19 protein-coding genes are annotated in these 17,381 nt (G+C 62.3%); 9 read left to right on the top strand and 10 right to left on the bottom strand.

Annotated features, from left to right (window positions below; genetic code table 11):
• Window positions 1-29 precede the first annotated feature (29 nt).
• The 4 genes from ACM530_RS02375 to ACM530_RS02360 all read left to right on the top strand — a co-directional run bounded on the left by ACM530_RS02375 (window position 30) and on the right by ACM530_RS02360 (window position 2,495).
• A complete protein-coding gene (locus ACM530_RS02375; RefSeq protein WP_404487333.1) occupies window positions 30-587 on the top strand; it encodes a cytochrome b in 558 nt (185 codons plus the stop codon).
• 34 nt (window positions 588-621) lie between these two features.
• Window positions 622-1,173, top strand: coding sequence for a tetratricopeptide repeat protein (locus tag ACM530_RS02370; RefSeq protein WP_416364191.1), 552 nt, complete (start codon window positions 622-624; stop codon window positions 1,171-1,173).
• A gap of 72 nt (window positions 1,174-1,245) precedes the next feature.
• Window positions 1,246-1,731, top strand: a complete 486-nt coding sequence (locus tag ACM530_RS02365) for an RNA polymerase sigma factor (protein ID WP_242195037.1) — start codon at window positions 1,246-1,248, stop codon at window positions 1,729-1,731.
• The gene (locus ACM530_RS02360; RefSeq protein WP_416364190.1) at window positions 1,728-2,495 is read left to right on the top strand and encodes an anti-sigma factor family protein; all 768 of its coding nucleotides are present in this window, start codon (window positions 1,728-1,730) and stop codon (window positions 2,493-2,495) included. Before ACM530_RS02365 ends, ACM530_RS02360 begins: the two co-directional genes overlap by 4 nt.
• Window positions 2,496-2,497: 2 nt before the next feature.
• Here the strand turns inward: ACM530_RS02360 and ACM530_RS02355 are convergent, their stop codons facing one another.
• Window positions 2,498-3,457, bottom strand: a complete 960-nt coding sequence (locus ACM530_RS02355; RefSeq protein WP_416364189.1) for a LysR family transcriptional regulator — start codon at window positions 3,455-3,457, stop codon at window positions 2,498-2,500.
• Window positions 3,458-3,614: 157 nt separating this feature from the next.
• On the opposite strand from ACM530_RS02355, the gene ACM530_RS02350 reads away from it, so the two are divergent.
• The 4 genes from ACM530_RS02350 (at window position 3,615) to ACM530_RS02335 (ending at window position 7,536) form a co-directional block, all read left to right on the top strand.
• Entirely contained in the window at window positions 3,615-4,934 is a 1,320-nt protein-coding gene (locus ACM530_RS02350; RefSeq protein WP_262207419.1) for an MFS transporter, read from the top strand.
• Between the two features lie 13 nt (window positions 4,935-4,947).
• Window positions 4,948-6,177, top strand: a complete 1,230-nt coding sequence (locus ACM530_RS02345) for a Zn-dependent hydrolase (protein ID WP_416364188.1) — start codon at window positions 4,948-4,950, stop codon at window positions 6,175-6,177.
• 130 nt (window positions 6,178-6,307) lie between these two features.
• Complete coding sequence (locus ACM530_RS02340; protein ID WP_145162925.1) at window positions 6,308-7,330, top strand: histone deacetylase family protein; 1,023 nt, start codon at window positions 6,308-6,310, stop codon at window positions 7,328-7,330.
• 74 nt (window positions 7,331-7,404) lie between these two features.
• Window positions 7,405-7,536 (top strand): hypothetical protein, encoded by a 132-nt coding sequence (locus tag ACM530_RS02335; protein ID WP_256586935.1) that lies wholly within the window; start codon window positions 7,405-7,407, stop codon window positions 7,534-7,536.
• 34 nt (window positions 7,537-7,570) lie between these two features.
• Here ACM530_RS02335 and ACM530_RS02330 read toward each other — a convergent pair whose 3' ends face one another.
• The 7 genes from ACM530_RS02330 to ACM530_RS02300 all read right to left on the bottom strand — a co-directional run bounded on the left by ACM530_RS02330 (window position 7,571) and on the right by ACM530_RS02300 (window position 13,952).
• A complete protein-coding gene (locus ACM530_RS02330) occupies window positions 7,571-8,458 on the bottom strand; it encodes a hypothetical protein (RefSeq protein ID WP_416364187.1) in 888 nt (295 codons plus the stop codon).
• Between the two features lie 98 nt (window positions 8,459-8,556).
• Complete coding sequence (locus ACM530_RS02325) at window positions 8,557-10,491, bottom strand: response regulator (protein WP_416364186.1); 1,935 nt, start codon at window positions 10,489-10,491, stop codon at window positions 8,557-8,559.
• Window positions 10,481-11,344, bottom strand: a complete 864-nt coding sequence (locus ACM530_RS02320) for a sensor histidine kinase (RefSeq protein WP_262207425.1) — start codon at window positions 11,342-11,344, stop codon at window positions 10,481-10,483. Before ACM530_RS02320 ends, ACM530_RS02325 begins: the two co-directional genes overlap by 11 nt.
• A complete protein-coding gene (locus ACM530_RS02315; protein WP_145162931.1) occupies window positions 11,337-12,344 on the bottom strand; it encodes an ATP-binding protein in 1,008 nt (335 codons plus the stop codon). Before ACM530_RS02315 ends, ACM530_RS02320 begins: the two co-directional genes overlap by 8 nt.
• Window positions 12,335-12,739, bottom strand: a complete 405-nt coding sequence (locus tag ACM530_RS02310) for an ATP-binding protein (protein WP_145162933.1) — start codon at window positions 12,737-12,739, stop codon at window positions 12,335-12,337. The genes ACM530_RS02315 and ACM530_RS02310 overlap by 10 nt, the downstream gene beginning before the upstream one ends.
• Window positions 12,736-13,098 carry an STAS domain-containing protein gene (locus tag ACM530_RS02305; protein WP_106576990.1) on the bottom strand — a complete coding sequence of 121 codons (363 nt, stop codon included), beginning with the start codon at window positions 13,096-13,098 and terminating at the stop codon, window positions 12,736-12,738. The genes ACM530_RS02310 and ACM530_RS02305 overlap by 4 nt, the downstream gene beginning before the upstream one ends.
• A gap of 2 nt (window positions 13,099-13,100) precedes the next feature.
• Window positions 13,101-13,952 (bottom strand): STAS domain-containing protein, encoded by an 852-nt coding sequence (locus ACM530_RS02300; RefSeq protein WP_369300670.1) that lies wholly within the window; start codon window positions 13,950-13,952, stop codon window positions 13,101-13,103.
• 336 nt (window positions 13,953-14,288) lie between these two features.
• On the opposite strand from ACM530_RS02300, the gene ACM530_RS02295 reads away from it, so the two are divergent.
• Window positions 14,289-15,191: a LysR family transcriptional regulator gene (locus tag ACM530_RS02295; protein ID WP_106577295.1), complete on the top strand. Its 903-nt coding sequence runs from the start codon at window positions 14,289-14,291 to the stop codon at window positions 15,189-15,191.
• Here ACM530_RS02295 and ACM530_RS02290 read toward each other — a convergent pair.
• Both ACM530_RS02290 and ACM530_RS02285 read right to left on the bottom strand, forming a co-directional pair.
• Window positions 15,183-15,941 carry a substrate-binding domain-containing protein gene (locus ACM530_RS02290; RefSeq protein WP_145163244.1) on the bottom strand — a complete coding sequence of 253 codons (759 nt, stop codon included), beginning with the start codon at window positions 15,939-15,941 and terminating at the stop codon, window positions 15,183-15,185. The genes ACM530_RS02295 and ACM530_RS02290 overlap by 9 nt on opposite strands.
• Window positions 15,941-17,245: an MFS transporter gene (locus tag ACM530_RS02285; RefSeq protein WP_242194038.1), complete on the bottom strand. Its 1,305-nt coding sequence runs from the start codon at window positions 17,243-17,245 to the stop codon at window positions 15,941-15,943. Before ACM530_RS02285 ends, ACM530_RS02290 begins: the two co-directional genes overlap by 1 nt.
• Between the last annotated feature and the right edge of the window lie 136 nt (window positions 17,246-17,381).

The raw sequence follows: 17,381 nt of genomic DNA, 5'->3' as shown, positions 1-17,381 counted from the left end.
TCACCTCACAGACCACCCAGGGAACGCCCATGAACCGCCATGCCGACCGCTACGACCGCCTGACCCGCACTTTGCACTGGCTCACCGCCGCCGTGGTGATCTTCATGTTTGCCAGTGCGCACATCTGGGAAAACCTCGAAAAGGGCACACCGCTGCGCAAGGGCCTGCAATCGGTACATATCTCGCTCGGCATCGCCATGGCCCTGTTGATCGTCGTGCGGATTGTATGGCGTGTGTTCGGCGGCAATCGCCCGAAGGCCGACAGTCACCCAACGCTTAACCTGTTCGCAAAAATGGCGCATGGTTGCCTGTACCTGTTGTTGCTCGCGCAGATTGCCCTGGGCTTTGTGTTTCGCTGGGCTCAAGGCGAACCCTTCAACTTTTTCGGACTGTTCGCGGTTCCTGCGCCTTTCGTGATCGATCACGAATGGCGCGGCACCCTTGGCGGCCTGCATAACAATGTGGCCTGGGCGATCATCCTGCTGGCGGGCCTGCATGCCGTGGCTGCGCTCTGGCATCACTATGTACTGGGCGACGGCACGCTGCGCCGCATGCTGCCGGGTTCACGCAATGTGTTTCAAAAGTGATGTTTCCTCCCTATCGCTACGGAGCATGACCGCCATGAAAAACCGTCACCTACACCCCGTCAGTTACCGCACCGCGCTGTTCTGCGGCGCGTGCCTGGCTGCCGCGTTACTCGCGGGCCAGGCCCATGCCTCCGGTGACGAGTCGGCACCGCCCAAGCCCAATTGCCCCAAAGGCCAGGTCTGGGACACCAAGACCGCAAAATGCGTGCTGCAAACCAGCAAAGCCACCTCGGATGCCGACCGCACCGATTACGCCTACCGCCTGGCCAAGGATGGGCGCTACGACGAGGCCCTGGCCTTGCTCGACACCCTGCAAAACCCGAACACCGCCAAGGCCCTCAACTACCGCGGTTACGCCACGCGCAAGCTTGGGCGTACCGATGAAGGCATCGGTTATTACCTTAAGTCGGTCGCGCTCGATCCCAACTACGCTCAGGTTCGCGAATACTTGGGTGAGGCTTACGTGATCAAGGGGCGCGTCGACCTGGCGCAGGAGCAGTTGGTGAAAATCAAAGCCCTGTGCAGCACCACCTGCGAAGAATACGAAGACCTGGCCGAAGCGATTGCCGCTGCGCCACAGGCTTGAATCCACTGAGTGCGCGAGCAGGGGGCAGCCATCACCCACGAGGCCGATTTTCGCCGCGAGTTAGGCCTGCTGTTGCCGCGTTTGTGGCGATACGGGTGGGTGCTGTCGCGCCAAAAGCACCTGGCCGAAGATCTCGTGCAGGCTACCTGTGTCCGCGCGCTGGAGCGTGCCGGCCAGTTCGCGGCCGGCACGCGGCTTGACCGTTGGCTGCTGGCGATCATGCATTCCATCTGGCTCAACGAGGTGCGCTCGCAGCGGGTGCGTCAGGGCCAGGGTTTTGTTGATGCGGAGCAGGCGTTGTCATTCGATGGCGAACGCCAGGCGCAGGAGCAGGTATTGGCCGCGCAGGTGATCAAACGCGTCAACGGCTTGCCCGAGGCGCAGCGCGAAACGGTGTTTCTGGCGTATGTCGAAGGGCTTTCCTACAAGGAAATTGCCGAGGTACTGCGTATTCCCGTGGGCACCGTAATGAGCCGGCTGGCGGCCGCGCGTTTGAAGCTGGCCGAGACCGCCCCTGCAAAAAACCGGCAGGATCAAGCCAGCGGAGAACGGCGATGACTCACACAACCCCAGTGTCCGATGAACTGTTGGTGGCTTACCTGGATGGCGAATTGGAGGCTGGGCAGCATCGGCTTATCGCCGATCAGGTCAGCACTGACCCGGCACTTGCCGCACGCCTTCAGGCCTTGCAGTGCGCCGATTTACCCTTCAAGGCCGCGTTCGACGCGGTGCTGGATCAAGCCCCCAGCGAACGCCTGCAGGCCATGCTCAACGCGCTGCCCCCGGTACAGGCGCCCACCTTGAGTCGCCGGCGTTTGCTGGCTGTGGCGGCGGGGTTTGCCGTGGCCGGTGTGGTCGCCGACCGCGTGTTCATGAGCTGGCCACGGGCGGAGTCCGGCCAAGGCTGGCGCGCCTCGGTTGCCGAGTACATGGCCTTGTACACGCCGCAGACCCTGGAAAACCTCAGCGCCGACCCCGCGTTGCAGGCCGCCCAACTGCGTTCCGTGGGCGCACAACTGGGCCTGCCGTTAACCGCTCGCGCGGTAGACCTGCCCGGCGCCGAGTTTCGGCGTGCGCAGATCCTCGATTATGACGGCGTTCTGATCGGTCAACTGACCTACCTGGACCCGCGCCACGGGCCATTGGCCTTGTGCATAACGATTAGCAAAAAAGGCGCGCAGCCCGTCGCGACCGAGCAGCGCCGAGGCCTGAATGTGGTGTATTGGGCCAACCTGTCCCATGGGTTCATGCTGATCGGTAGAAACCCTGTCGACGATTTGCAGGCCATGGCTGGCAGCGTCGAGCGGGCGTTGGCGGGTTGAAGTCAGTGACTGGCATCCTCAGCAGCACCCGCCAGCCGAGCCGAAAGACGCTCGATAAACACCGTCTCCGCCCGGCTCATCTTCTGCTCGCGATTCCACAGCAGGTGAATGTCCACATCGGCGATCCCGTCATCCGGCGGTAGCCGCCACAGCAGCCCGTGCTTTACATCGTCGGCCACCACATGAATCGGCAAACAGCCCAAGCCAAAACCGGCAATCACCAGGCGCCGCACCTCTTCCAGGCTTGACGACGACGCCACGATGCGCCCGCTGAACCCTTGCTGGTCACGAAAGATCGTCAGCGGCGACAACATGCCGCCAATCTGGTCGCTGGTAAAACTGACAAAATTCTCCGACTGCAAATCGCCTTCCGCCAAGCCGCTGCGCCCAAACAGCGGATGGTGACGCCCGCAAAAAAACGCATAGCGCTGGCGCAGGAACAGGTGCTGTTCCAGGCGTGGCTGTGGCCGGCGATTAAGGCTCAGGCCCAGGGTTGCGGTTTTTTCCAGCAGGGCGGCGACGATGTCCGAGCTGCGCATCACTTCAACCTCCAGGTCTACGCGCGGATGCTCACGGTGAAAGGCGGCGAGGAAGTCGTCAAAGGTCTCCGAGTTGATCCGGCTGATCATCAGCAAACGTACTTTGCCGAGCACTTCATCGCCGGGTTTTTGCAGCGCATTGCTCATCTGCGACACCTGGCCATACATCTCGCCGGCGATGGTGAAGATCTCTTCACCCGCTTCGGTGAGCGCGAAGCGCGGGCCACGGCGGGCGATGAGTTGGCAGCCCAGCTGTTCCTCCAGGCGCTTGAGCGCCTGACTGATGGCCGGCTGGGTCAGGTGCAGGCGCGCAGCGGCGCGGCTGATGCTCAGTTCCTGGCCGATGACACGGAAGGTGCGCAGCAGGTTCCAGTCCAGTCGATCGTTGAGCAGAGGGTGACTGTCGCGGCGAAATTCGGGCATGGCGCAGCTCGATAATAAGCAGGATTTATAATCGGAATAATAAATAGAAAATTGACTAATCATAGCCCCGCGACGATAAATCACCCTTACCAAGCGCCATCAGAGCGCGTGCGTTCGACATTCTCCTGCCAAAAAAATAACCAAAGGAGCCAGCCCCATGAAGCCTTCCGCTTCGCCGCAGCCGCGCCGTGCTGCGGCCGCCGCTTTTATCGGCACCATGATCGAGTGGTACGACTTTTACATCTACGCCACCGCCGCCGCGCTGGTGTTCGGCCAACTGTTTTTTCCTTCCGACGACAAACTGTTCAGCACCATGGCGGCGTTCGGCACGTTCGCCGTGGGCTTCTTCGCGCGGCCGTTGGGCGGCATTGTGTTCGGGCATATCGGTGACCGCATCGGCCGCAAGAAATCCCTGGTGATCACTTTGGTGATGATGGGCGTGGTCACCGTGTGCATCGGCCTGTTGCCGACCTACGCTCAAATTGGCGTTGCGGCGCCGGTATTGCTGGTGCTGCTGCGCGTGGTGCAAGGCATCGCCGTGGGCGGTGAGTGGGGCGGTGCGGTGTTGATGGCCGGCGAACATGCGCCGAAAGGTCGTCGAAACTTCTTTGCGTCTTTCGCTCAACTGGGCAGCCCGGCGGGTTTGATCCTGTCGCTGCTGGCGTTCAGCGCGGTCACCCGGTTGCCGGAAGAGGACCTGCTCAGTTGGGGTTGGCGCCTGCCGTTTCTGGCCAGCGCCTTGCTGTTGATCGTCGGCCTGGCGATTCGCCTGGGGGTCAACGAGTCACCGGAATTCCTTGAAGACAAGGCCATTGCCGAGAAAGCGCGGGCGATCCAGAAAGACCAGGCGCCCGTGATCGAAGTGCTGAAAACCGCCTGGCGCCCGTTGCTGTTGTGCATCGGCGCCAACACCCTGGGCATTGCCGGCGTGTATTTCACCAACACCTTCATGATTGCCTACAGCACTCAGCAACTGGGCCTGCCGCGTTCGCTGATTCTGGAATGCCTGTTTGTCGTCGCCATCATCCAGTTCTGCATCCAGCCACTGGCTGCCTGGGTGGCCGAGAAGGTCGGGGCCACGCGTTTTCTGTGCGCCATGACCGTGCTGGCGATGGCCTCGCCTTATCCGATGTTCGTGCTGGTCAGCAGCGGGCAGGCGCCGTTGATCATCTTCGGCATCGCCCTGGCCGTGGTGTGCATGGCCTCGTTCTACGCGGTGATCGCCGGGTTTGTCAGCGGCTTGTTTGAAACCCGCGTGCGCTACACCGCGATCTCCCTGGCCTACCAGGTGTGCGGCGCGCTGGCCGGTGGCCTGACGCCGTTGATCGGTACGTGGCTGGCCCACGAATACCAGGGCCAATGGTGGCCCATGGCAGTGTTTTACAGCCTGATCGCTGCGGTCTCGCTGGTGTGCGTACTGGCATTGTCGCGCCGCCACGCCACCGCCCACCGTCTTGAAATGGCCCACAGCGTCTAATGGAGCGTGCGTAATGTTGAAGATTAATGGCCAACGCCTGTGGGCGAGCCTAATGGCCATGGCCGAGATCGGCGCCACGGCGCGTGGCGGCAGTTGCCGTCTGGCCCTGAGTGCCGAGGACCAGGCGGGTCGTGAACTGTTCAGCCATTGGTGCAACGCCGCCGGGCTGACATTGAGCGTGGATGCGATCGGCAACCTGTTCGCCCGCCGCGCCGGTACCGACAAAGACGCCGCCCCGGTGATGATGGGCAGCCACCTCGACACGCAGCCGGAAGGCGGGCGGTTCGACGGGGTTTACGGCGTGCTGGCCGGCCTGGAAGTGCTCCGCAGCCTTGACGATCACGGCATTCGAACCCGTAAGCCGCTGGAAATCGCGGTGTGGACGAATGAGGAGGGCGCCCGTTTTACCCCGGCCATGCTCGGTTCGGCGGTGTTCACCGGCAGCCTGGCACTCGACCAGGCGTTGGCCACCACCGATGGGGCCGACATCAGCGTCGCCGAGGCGTTGCGCAGCACCGGCTACAACGGCGAACGGCCCTTGGGTGGCGCGGTGGACGCGTATTTTGAAGCCCATATCGAGCAGGGCCCGATCCTCGAGGACAACGCCAAGAGCATCGGCGTGGTGACCGGTGGCCAGGCGATCCGCTGGCTCGACGTGCGGGTCGAAGGCATGGCCGCGCATGCCGGCACCACGCCAATGCCCCTGCGCAAGGACGCGCTGTATGGCGCGGCCAACATGATCCAGGCGCTGGAAAACCTCGCCGCCGATTTCGCCCCCGAAGGCCTGACCACGGTCGGCGAGTTGAGCATCAGCAAGTCGTCGCGCAACACCATTCCCGGCTTGCTGACCTTCACTGTCGACCTGCGTCATCACTGCGACGTCGACATTGAAGCCATGGAGCAACGGGTGCGCGCGCGCCTGCAGGCTATCGCCGAGAAGCGCGGCCTGACGGTCAGCATCAGTGCGCACTGGATCAGCCCGGCAACGCCGTTCGATGCCGATTGTGTGGCGTGCGTGCAGGCGTCGGTGGATGCCTTGGGTTACAGCCAGCAGCGCATCGTCAGCGGCGCCGGCCACGATGCGATTCACCTGGCACGGTACTGCCCGACGGCGATGATCTTCATCCCGTGTGTCGGTGGGCTCAGCCATAACGAAGCTGAAGACGTACTGCCCGAGGATGTGCGCCAAGGCACCGATGTATTGCTCAACGCTGTGCTCATGCGCGCCGGCCAGACCCAATAACAACTCAACTCTAAAGCCTGCCCGGATTCAACTGTGGGAGCTGGCTTGCCTGCGATAGCGGTACTTCAGACAGACCGCCATCGCAGGCAAGCCAGCTCCCACAGGTTCGGTGTTTACCCAGGAGCCTCACATGCGTACGTTTTTCCACCCCGAACAACTCTTGCACCACCCGCGCAGCTACTACTCCCGCGGCCAGATGCGCACGCCGCAGGAAGTCCCCGAGCGTGCGCGCAACTTGCTGGTGGCCGCACAGACCTTGGGCTTCGATATCCAGCCGCCTGCTGACTACGGCCTTGACCCATTGCTTGGCGTGCACGGCGCGCCTTATCTGACGTTTTTGCAGGAAGCCCATTCACGCTGGAAGGAGATCCCCGAAGACTGGGGCGACGAAGTCATGTCGAATATCTTCGTGCGCGAACCCAACGCCCTGCGCGGCATCCTTGCCCAAGCTGCGCGTTACCTGGCAGATGGCAGTTGCCCGGTGGGCGAGTTGACCTGGCGTTCGGCGTATTGGTCGGCGCAAAGTGCTGTCGCCGCCGCCAAGCACATCCTTGACGGCGCGCCGGCGGCCTACGCGCTGTGTCGCCCGCCGGGGCACCATGCTCGTTACGATGCGGCGGGTGGTTTCTGCTACATCAACAATGCGGCGGTGGCCGCCCAGGTTCTGCGCGAAGGCTTTGCGCGCGTGGCCGTGCTGGATACCGACATGCACCACGGCCAAGGCATCCAGGAGATTTTCTACGACCGCGACGACGTGCTGTATGTGTCGATCCACGGCGACCCGACCAACTTCTACCCGGGCGTTGCAGGCTTTGCCGACGAGCGCGGCGTGGCTGGCGGTGCAGGCTTTAACCTCAACCTGCCCATGGCCCATGGCGCCAGCGAAGCGGTGTTCTTCGAAAAACTCGAGTTGGCCTTGGCGGCGGTGAAGCAGTTCTCGGCGGATGTGCTGGTGTTGTCCTTGGGGTTCGATATCTACGAACTCGACCCACAAAGCAAAGTGGCGGTGACCCGTGAAGGGTTTGCGCGCTTGGGCGAATGCATCCGGCAGTTGGGCTTACCCTGCGTGATTGTGCAGGAGGGTGGCTATCACCTGGAAACACTGGACAGCAATGCGCAGGCGTTTTTCAGCGGCCCCAAGGCGTGGGTGTAATGAGCAGGCGATAACTTCCGTGGATGCGTGATATCTTTGTGCCATCACGCGTCGTGATCGTTACGGAGGGTCGCATGAAAAAGCTTTCGTTGGTTGGGTTGCTGGTGGTTTTGATGGTCACCCCGATGTTCGCGGCGGCGTGCCCCAAGGGCACGCATCCGGTGGGCGGCACGGGCTCGCACCACAAAGGCGGCACTTGCCAGTAGGCGTTGTTCGGTCTGTCGCGGGGCGGCGTCAGGGCTACTTGCCGTCGCTGGTCGCCGCCAGCGCGTCGTTCACCAGTTTGAGTACCCGGTTGCGCCCACCTTCGGCCACCAGGTAAGTGCCGTCTGCGGTTCGCACAATCGATTGCGGCGCTTTCAGAAACGAAAGGATCGTGTGCTGGCGTCCCTGTTTGTCGATCAGCAACAAGCGTGCGCGGTGGGTGGAATCTTCATTGACCCACAGGCCCCGCTCATCGCACATCAAAAAGGTCGGCTGGTTAAGCTTGGCCAGTACCACCGGGTCAACGCCGTCGGCGCTCAGCTCACGCACCCTGCCTTCTTTCTTTTTGGTGTAGAGCATGCGGCCATCCGTGCAGCGGATGATCGACTCCGCCTGGTCCAGGCCCTCGCGTATTACGCTTATGCTCTGGTCACTCCAGCGATAGCGCAGCAGGCGTCCTGCATGGCTGCGGTCTTCAATGGCATAGAGGTAGTCGCCGTCATCCCACAGGCCTTGCACGTTTTCGCCTTTGAACAATTCGGTGACCGCGCCGTCCTTGAGAAAGCTGACGGGGGCGTTGCCGGTTTCCTGGCTGAACACCCAGCCGCCCCGCGTGGCCAACATTCCGTCGGGTTTGGACAGGTTGCCGAGCACGACGTCGCGGGTTCCATCCAGCCGGATGTGCACGATGCTGCCCAGCCCGTCCTTGAGTTCCTGGGTGACCATCAACGAGCCGTCAGCCATGGGCATCAACGACGCGGCCTTGGCCACATCGGTGTGCAAAACCTGATAACTCCACGAATCGGCGGCGCGCACCGGGTAAAAACTTTGCCAGGCAAAAAAGCCCAGGGTGGCGGTGCACAGCAGGCCGAGCGCCCACGATGCGAGGCGCAGGGGCCGATAGTTGTTATTGGGTTGAGTCATTGTTCGGTGCCGGTAGCCGATTGCAAGGCCGGTCACGGTACCAAGCCTGTCACCGCACAGCATCCTGCAATTTAGCCTCGGCGGCCTGCGTGTCCCCCTTACTGGGTGCCTGGCAGGCCGTCCAGCCCGCGGCGGATCTTCTCCAGCAACTCATCGATATGGAACGGTTTGGAGATCAGGTCCATGCCTTCCCCCAGGAAGCTTTGGCGATTCGCCGCGTTTTCCGCATACCCGGTCATGAACAGAATCGGCAGCGTAGGACGCAAGCCTCGGGCGACATCGGCCAATTCCCGCCCGGTCATGTAAGGCAGGCCCACGTCGGTAAGCAACAGGTCGATGCTGGTGTCCTGGTGAAGGGTGGCGATCGCCTCATCACCGTCGGCCGCCAGGCTGCAGCGGTAACCGGCGTCGACCAGCACCTCGGCGACGAAGCTGCGCACCGAGGGCATGTCATCGACGATCAACACGTGTTCGCCGCTGCTGAGCCCGGGCGCCGCAACGGGCTTGGTGGTTACGCTCGCCGGGCCCGAGGCAGCGGGCAGCATGATGGTGACCTCGGTGCCCTGGCGGGTGACGCTGCGGATCTGTGCGTCGCCGCCGGACTGGCGCGCAAAGCCGTAGATGGTCGACAGCCCAAGCCCCGTGCCCTGGCCCAGCGGCTTGGTGGTGAAGAAAGGGTCGAACACTTTGTCGATCACAGTGTGTTCGATGCCCACGCCGTTATCGCGCACGGAGAGCGCGATGTAGGCGCCGTTTTCCAGTTTCAGGTTGCCGTTGGAGTAGGCAGGGTAGGTGGTCACCCAGATATTGCCGCCCTTGGGCAGCGCATCGCGGGCATTGATGACCAGGTTCAGCACAGCGCTTTCCAGTTGGATCGGATCAACCAGCGCCACGGCCGGGTGGGTCGTCAGCTCGAGTTTGAGCGCGATATGTTCGCCGATCGTGCGCACCAGCAGCTCTTCCAGTGAGCGGATGTGCGCGTTGATATCCACCGGGCGCGTGTCCAGAGGCTGCTGGCGGGCAAACGCGAGCAGGCGGTTGGTCAGGCCGGCGGCGCTCAGGGCCGAGCTCAATGCGGCGTCGGCATAAGCCTTGACCTTCTCGGTATGCTGAGTGTCGAGGCGTTTTTTGATCAGCTCAAGGCTGGTAATAATCCCGGTCAGCAGGTTGTTGAAGTCGTGGGCGATGCCGCCGGTGAGTTTGCCCAGCGCGTCCATCTTCTGTGCCTGCAGCAACTGCGCCTCGGTGCGCGCCAGTTGCGTGGTGGCGTTGGTCAGCTCGGCCAGCTGATGGCGCTCGCGATGGCGATGCTCGGTGACGTCTTCGACAAACACCAGGCTCAGTTCGGCCCGGCGATAAGGCGAGATTTGCCACTCGGTTTCGCGCACCTGGCCGTCGACTTGCATTTGCAAGGTGCCTTTCCAGCGCTCTCCCGCGGCGAGACGCAGGCACAACTCCTGGATGACGGCGCGCTGATCGCTGGCGAAGCATTCGAGCAAGGCGTCAGGGTTCAGGTTGTCCTGGATCAGTTGGGCGAACGCGTGGTTGCATTCATGCACCTTCAACTGCGGGTCCATGACGGCTATCGGCGCGCTGATGTTGAAGAAGATTTCGCGAAAGCGCGCCTCGCTCTCGCGCAAGGCGTATTCGGTGTCACGCACGCGCAGCAAGGTGCGCAGGGTCGCCAGCAGCACGTCCGGGTCCACCGGGTGGATCAGGTAGGCATCGGCGCCGGCGTCCAGGCCGGTGATGATGTCGCCCGTCTCGATGGACGCAGCCGAGACATGCACCACCGGTAGCAGGGCGGTCGCCGGGTCGGCGCGCAGCGCGCGTACGATGTCGAAGCCACTCATGTCCGGCAGATTGACGTCGAGGATGAGCCCGTCGATCTTTTTGCTCGCGATCAGGTCCAGGCCCTCTTGGCCGGTGCCGGCTTCGAGCACGCGGTAATGATGGCTTTCCAGGCGCCGGCGCAGGGCATAGCGGGTGGCGGCGTTGTCGTCGACGATCAGCAGCTGGATGTCACGATTCATCGGCAGGCCCGCCCGCGATAGACAGAGGAATGATCACAAAAAACATCGACCCAACGCCTGGGGCGCTTTGCACCCCGACCCGGCCACCGAGCAACTCGGCAAAGCGCTTGCACAGCGAGAGCCCCAGGCCGGTGCCGCGCAGGCGCTTTTGCAGCGGTGAGTCGATCTGGGAAAAGTCTTCGAACAGGTTGTTGTGCAGCTCGGCAGGAATGCCCAGGCCAGTGTCCTGCACCGCAAAGCGGATCTCGTGCGCGCTTTCCATGCGTGCCGACACGCGCACCTCACCTTGCAAGGTGAACTTCAGGGCATTGGAGATAAAGTTGCGCAGGATCTGCGCCAGCTTCTTGTCATCGGTGTAGAGCTTGGGCAAGCCCGAGGGCTCTTCAAAGATGAGGTCCACCGACGAGGCGTCGACGATCGGGCGGAACATCCCGCGCAATGCCGAGAACAGGTCGAACATGTCAAACCAGGCAGGCGAGATGGTAATGCGCCCGGCCTCGATCTTCGCCAGGTCGAGCAGGTCGTCCACCATCTCCCGCAGCTCGCGCGCCGAGCTGCGGATAAAGCCTACCTGGGTCTGCTGCTCGGGGCTCAAAGGGCCGTCGAGTTCATCGGCAAGCAAGCTGGTGATGCTCAGGATCGAGCCCAGGGGCGTGCGAAATTCATGACTCATGTACGACAGGAAGCGGCTTTTCAGGTCTGATGCCTGACGCAACTGATCGGCCTGCATATCCAGTTCGGCATACAGTGCCAGCACACCCTGGTTGGTCTCATCCAACTCGGTACGCAAGGCGTCGGCTTCCTGGTGCAGGCGTTGCACTTGCTCAGTGAGCGAAGCAATGGTGTCAGCCATCAATGGCCTCCAGGGCAATCACGAAGACGGTAACGTCATCCCGGCCGCGACAGAAATCACGGTGAAGGATGGCGGCAATCAGGGCGGGGTGGCGGTGGCAAAGCCCGGGATAATCCGCAAGGTTCCAGCGTGACTGCAGCCCGTCGCTGTAAAGGATCAGCAGTTGGCCGCTGACCTGAGCGTAGTCGAAGGGTTGCGCCTTGCGAAACTGCACGCCGACGATGCCCGGGTGGGAAGCCAGCCCGCGCGACTTGCCGAAGCCAATCAGGCTGGCGCCGATATTGCCCACGCCGGTAAAACGCAGCCGGTCGGCCACGGCGTCGTATTGCGCCACGGCCACTGCGCCGCCCCGGGTGCCATTCATGCCGATATGCATGTCGTTGAACAGTGTGGTCGAGTCCTGGAAGGGGTCTTGGGCGAACATCTCTTCACCCGCGCGCGCCGCGCGCTCGGCTTCGCTGCCATGGCCCAGGCCGTCGGCAACCATCACGCTGAACTGGCCCGCTTCGATTGCCAGGTGCCAGGCGTCGCCACACGCCGGATCGTTGTGCAAGGAATGCTGGCTGACGCCATAGCGGATATCCCGCGCGTTCGAGGTGCGTGGGTAGAGCCGCGCCAACATCGCGGTGCCCCGATGATCGGCATGCACATCGAAGACCTGGGCCACGCGTGAGATGGCGCCCATGCCGATGCCTTGCGTGCCGCCCGTGGAGAACCCATCCACCAGGCAGCTTTCCAGGTCGAAGCCCTGGCCACGGTCGACGGCGATCATTTCGACACCCTGGTTGCCCGTGGCGCGCAGGTGCAGCTCGCCATGGGTGGCATGCTTGAGGATGTTGCTGGCAAGTTCGGTCGCTACCAGGGCCACGCGCCCGGCGTCGGTTTCATCAAAACCCAGCAGCTCGGCAAGCTGCTGGGCGCTGCGCCGGGCATAGCCGATTTGGCTGACATCTTCGATCAAAAGCACTTGGGTCAAAGCGCTGGGAATATTCAGGTCCATCGGGTGATCGTCACGCGTGTGCCCTTGCCAGGTGCGGTGTCCAGTTCAAACTCGTCCACCAGGCGCCTGGCGCCGGTCAGGCCCAGGCCCAGGCCGCTGCCGGAGGTCCAGCCGTCGGTCAGGGCCAGCTTGAGGTCGGGGATGCCGGGGCCTTCATCGCGAAAGGTCAGGCGCAGGCCGGGGCGATGGTCTCTTTCGACGACGCTCCAATCCATGTACCCGCCACCGCCGTAGACCACGGTGTTGCGCGCCAGCTCACTGACGGCCGTGACCAGCTTGGTCAGGTCGATCAGGCGCATGCCGCAGTCCTGGGCCAGCCTGCGTACTAATTGTCTGGCCAGCACAACGTCCTGTTCGATCAGCACGGGATGCGTGCCGCTGCTGGCTTGGCTCATAAGTGTTCTACCCGGTCACGCAGCAGTTTCATGCCGCGCTCGACGTTCAATGCGGTCGCCACGCCGGGCAGGGTCATGCCCAGTTCCACCAGGGTAATGGCCACCGCCGGTTGCATGCCCACCAGCACGGTCTGCGCGTCCATGATGCGTGACAGGCCGGAAATGGTGCCGATCATGCGCCCGATAAACGAGTCCACCATGTCCAGCGCCGAAATGTCGATCAGCACGCCGCGCGCCGAGGTGCGGCTGATGCGTTCGGACAGGTCGTCCTGCAGCGTCATGGCCAGCTGGTCGTGCATGTCGACCTGAATGGTCACGAGCAAAAACTCGCCCATCTGCAAAATAGGGATGCGTTCCATGCTTAGACAGCCTTGCTGATGGTGACGCCCAGGCGTTTGAGCGCCAGCGCCAGGGCATCCGCCAGGTTGGCTTTGGTCACCACGCCTTGCAGGTCCAGACCCAGGTGCACGATGGTCTGGGCAATTTGTGGGCGTACGCCGCTGATGATGCAGTCGGCACCCATCAGGCGGATGGCGGTGACGGTTTTCAGCAAGTGCTGGGCCACCAGGGTGTCGACGGTCGGCACGCCGGTGATGTCGATAATGGCGATTTCCGAGCCGGTGTCGACGATGCGTTGCAGCAGCGACTCCATGACCACCTGAGTGCGTTGCGAGTCCAGGGTGCCAATCATCGGCAGGGCCAGCACGCCGTCCCACAGCTTCACCACGGGGGTGGACAACTCCAGCAATTCTTCCTGCTGGCGTTTGATGACCGACTCACGGGACTTCTGGAAGGTGCGGATGGTGTGCATGCCCAGCGAATCGAGCAGTTCGGACACTTCCCAGAGTTGCTCGGCCAGTTGCGCCGGTTGTTCGGCGTACTCACGTTGCAGCAAGGTGAACACTGGGCCTTTAAGGGCGAAAATGAAGCTGGCGGTTTGTTGCGAGTCCTGGCCGATCAAGGCGCGGCTGTGCGACAGCTTTTCCAGGAAAACCCGGGTCTCAGCCCAGTTTTCATGGCTTATCTGCTGTGAGCCGCCTTGCAGGAGCGCGTCGATCAGCAGATTAAGAAAGTCGCCAGCTTGCTGTTTGACGTCATCACCCTTGACGTTTCGCGTGGCTCCCGAAGCCTCGAGGCTCGTAATCCATTCGGTCAGCAGGGCAGGGCGTTGGGTTTGCAGCGCCTGGATTGTATGAGCTTGAAGAGTTGCCACGAGAGTCTCCTTGAACGGCTTTGGTTGTTCGCGTGCAATTTATACTAAGTTGGGTTGTTTTAAATTGTTTCGTGGATTTTTCGTGTTGAAACCCCACTGTATTGCTAACGTTCGGCGTTGGTATCCAAGCCAATCAGTTGCCGTCCTGGCGTAAACGCGCGGCGTCATACGCGGTTACGGTAGCAGGTCGCCGCGGTGCGGGCGCACATGGCGCGCTTATATCACTGGCTTGATCGTTGTAGCCGGGTTATCAATTCAAACCCGTGCAGGCATACATGGCGCGTCACCACAGCCCATACGATAATGCCCCCCAAATCGACCACACTGGCCCATCCCGTGATCATCAACTTCGACCTCAACGACCTCCAGGCTTTCCGCGCCGTGGTAGACAAGGGCAGTTTTCGCGGCGCCGCCGAGGCCATCCGCATCTCGCAGCCGGCGCTGAGCCGGCGCATCGAAAAGCTTGAGTCCGCCCTCGAGGTGAAGTTGTTCGAACGCACCACGCGGCGGGTCAGCCTGACCATGGTCGGGCGGGCATTCTTGCCGCAAGTGGAGCGCATGCTCGACGACCTTGATGTCGCCTTGATGGGCATCAGTAACGTCGCGTCCACACGCATGGGCAACGTGACCATTGCCTGTGTGCCGTCCACCGCTTACTACTTCATGCCTCACGTGATCTCCGAATTCCATAAGCTGTACCCCAAGATTCGCCTGCGCGTGCTGGACGCCAGCGCCGGCGAGGTGTGCAACGCGGTGGAAAGTGGCGAGGCGGATTTTGGCGTGAGTTTCAGTGGCAGCCTGGCCGACGAAGTGGAATTTGAACTGTTATTGCAGGAGCGCTACGTACTGGCCTGTCGGCGTGATCATCCGTTGGCCGAGCGCGAGAGCGTGACCTGGGCCGAGGCCTACGAGCACGATTACATCACCGTGGACAAAACCTCCGGCAACCGCTTCCTGCTGGACCAGGCGCTGCGTGGCGTGCGGGTGAAAAAACCGAGTATTTGCGAGACCCACCACGTGACCACGATGATCGGGTTGGTGGAGGCGGGGTTGGGCGTGGCGATGGTGCCGTCGATTGCGATGCCGGCGGGCACGCACCCGATTCTGGTAAGCGTGCCGCTGGTAGAGCCGCAGGTGATGCGCAATGTGGGCTTGATCAAGCGCCGCGGGCGGACGTTGCCACCGGCGGCGCTGGAATTGGAACGGTTGGTGCGGGAGATGCCGTTTCGGTCAGTGTGATACCGAGTCCAACCCGGTGGATTGCACCAGCGGTTGCGCCTCGGGCGAGGCCAGGTACTGCAACAGTGCCTTGGCCTGCGCCGGATGTTGAGCGTTGACCGGAATGCCCGCCGCAAAGCGCGTCACTGACTGCACGTCTTCCGGGATCTTGCCGACGTAAGTCACGCCCGGCACCGGCAGCAATTCCGCCACCTGCTGCAAGCCCACCTCGTATTCACCTTTGGCGACCACCGAAGCCACCGGGATGCGCTCGATCATCTTGCCCTTGGCGGGCATGCCGAGCTTCTTGAACAGCTCCTTCTCGACATACACACCGCTGGCGCTGTCCGAATACGCCACGGACTTGGCCTGGCTGAGCACCGCTTTCAACTCGGCATCGGTGCCGATCGCCGGCTTGGCGGCGCCTTGCTTGACCACCAGGCCGATGCGTGAGTCGGCCAGCTCCACCCGCGAGGCCTTGTCGACCTTGCCCTGCTTGATCAAGTCATCCAGGGCATAGCCCACCATGATCACCACGTCGGCGTGCTCGCCACGGGCCAGGCGGTTGGGAATCGCTTCCGGCGCCTTGCCCATGGACGGGCCGAGGATGGTGTCGAGGGTGTCGCCGCTTTGCTGGGCGTACTGCGGGCCCAGCAGTTTATAGGCGGCGGTGAAGCCCCCGGAGGTCATTACCTTGAGCTCTTCGGCCTGGGCCGTCAGCGCCAAAGCGCCGAGGGCCAGGGCGGTCAGGGTTTTGCACAGCGCCTTCATCATGCGGCCCCCTGCATCATCTGCCCGCGGGTATTGGCGCGGCGGTACAACGCGAGGGTCGAGCACAGCGCGCACAAGGCGGCAAACATCATCCAGTAGGCCGGCGAGGCCTTGTCTTCGGTGATGTGAATGAACCAGGTGGAGATCGCCGGCGTGAAACCGCCAAAGATCGCTGTCGCCAGGCTATAGGCCAGCGAGAAGCCCGCCACGCGCACTTCCACCGGCATGATTTCGGTCAGCGCAGGGATCATCGCGCCGTTGTACATGCCGTACAGGAACGAGAACCACAGCAGGGTTTCCAGCATGTGGCCGAAGCTCGGTGCGTTGACCACAAACGACAGCGCCGGGTAGGCGGTGATCACGGTCAGCACGGTCATCGCCACCAGCACCGGCTTGCGGCCGAAACGGTCACTCAGGGTGCCGCCGATTGGCAGCCAGACAAAGTTCGACACGGCCACCAGCAAGGTCACCAACAGGGCGTCGGAGGTGCTCAGTTGCAGCACGGTCTTGCCGAAGGTCGGGGCGTACACGGTAATCAGGTAGAACGCGGTGGTGGTCATCGCCACCATCAGCATGCCGCCGATCACCACGGTCCAGTTCTTCACCAGGGTCGCCAGCACTTCGCGCATGGTCGGGCGATGCTTGCGGTTGGCGAACTCTTCGGTTTCCTGCAGGTTACGCCGCAGTACGAAGATGAACGGGATGATGATGCAACCGATGGCGAACGGAATGCGCCAGCCCCAATCGGCAACCACGGCCGGTTGCATCCACACGTTCAGGCCGTAACCCAACGCGGCGGCGACCACGATGGAGATCTGTTGGCTGCCCGACTGCCAGCTGGTGTAGAAACCTTTGCGGCCCGGGGTGGCCATTTCGGAAAGGTAAACCGACACACCGCCCAGTTCCGCACCGGCAGAGAAGCCTTGCAGCAAGCGGCCCAGCAGCACCAGCAATGGCGCCCACAGGCCGATGGTTTGATAACCCGGCACCAACACGATCAACAGCGTACCGCTGGCCATGATCGACAGGGTCACGATCAACCCTTTGCGGCGACCCACGTCATCGATATAGGCACCCAGGATGATCGCGCCCAACGGTCGCATCAGGAAGCCTGCACCGAACACGGCGAAGGTCATCATTAATGACGCAAACTCATTAGCGGCGGGGAAGAACGCGGCGGCGATATAGGTGGCGTAGAAGCCGAACAGAAAGAAGTCGAACTGTTCGAGGAAGTTGCCCGAAGTAACGCGGAATACCGCACCCACTTTCGAGCGGGCAGAGTCGGGCCGGGAAGGGCTAGTCATGGTTTTGTGTCTCCAGCGTTCTTTTTAAAGTGCTTGTTTCGCTTAAGACCGCGGATAGTGGCTGACACATTTAGAAATGATAAGTGAGTAATTTGGATACATTGATGCGTCATGGCTATCAATCGCTGTGCGCGTC

This window comes from Pseudomonas sp. NFX183 (genome assembly GCF_047943075.1).
Classification (GTDB): domain Bacteria; phylum Pseudomonadota; class Gammaproteobacteria; order Pseudomonadales; family Pseudomonadaceae; genus Aquipseudomonas.
Note: the sequence above shows the minus strand (reverse complement) of the source record. Positions and strands in the feature narration are given on the sequence as shown.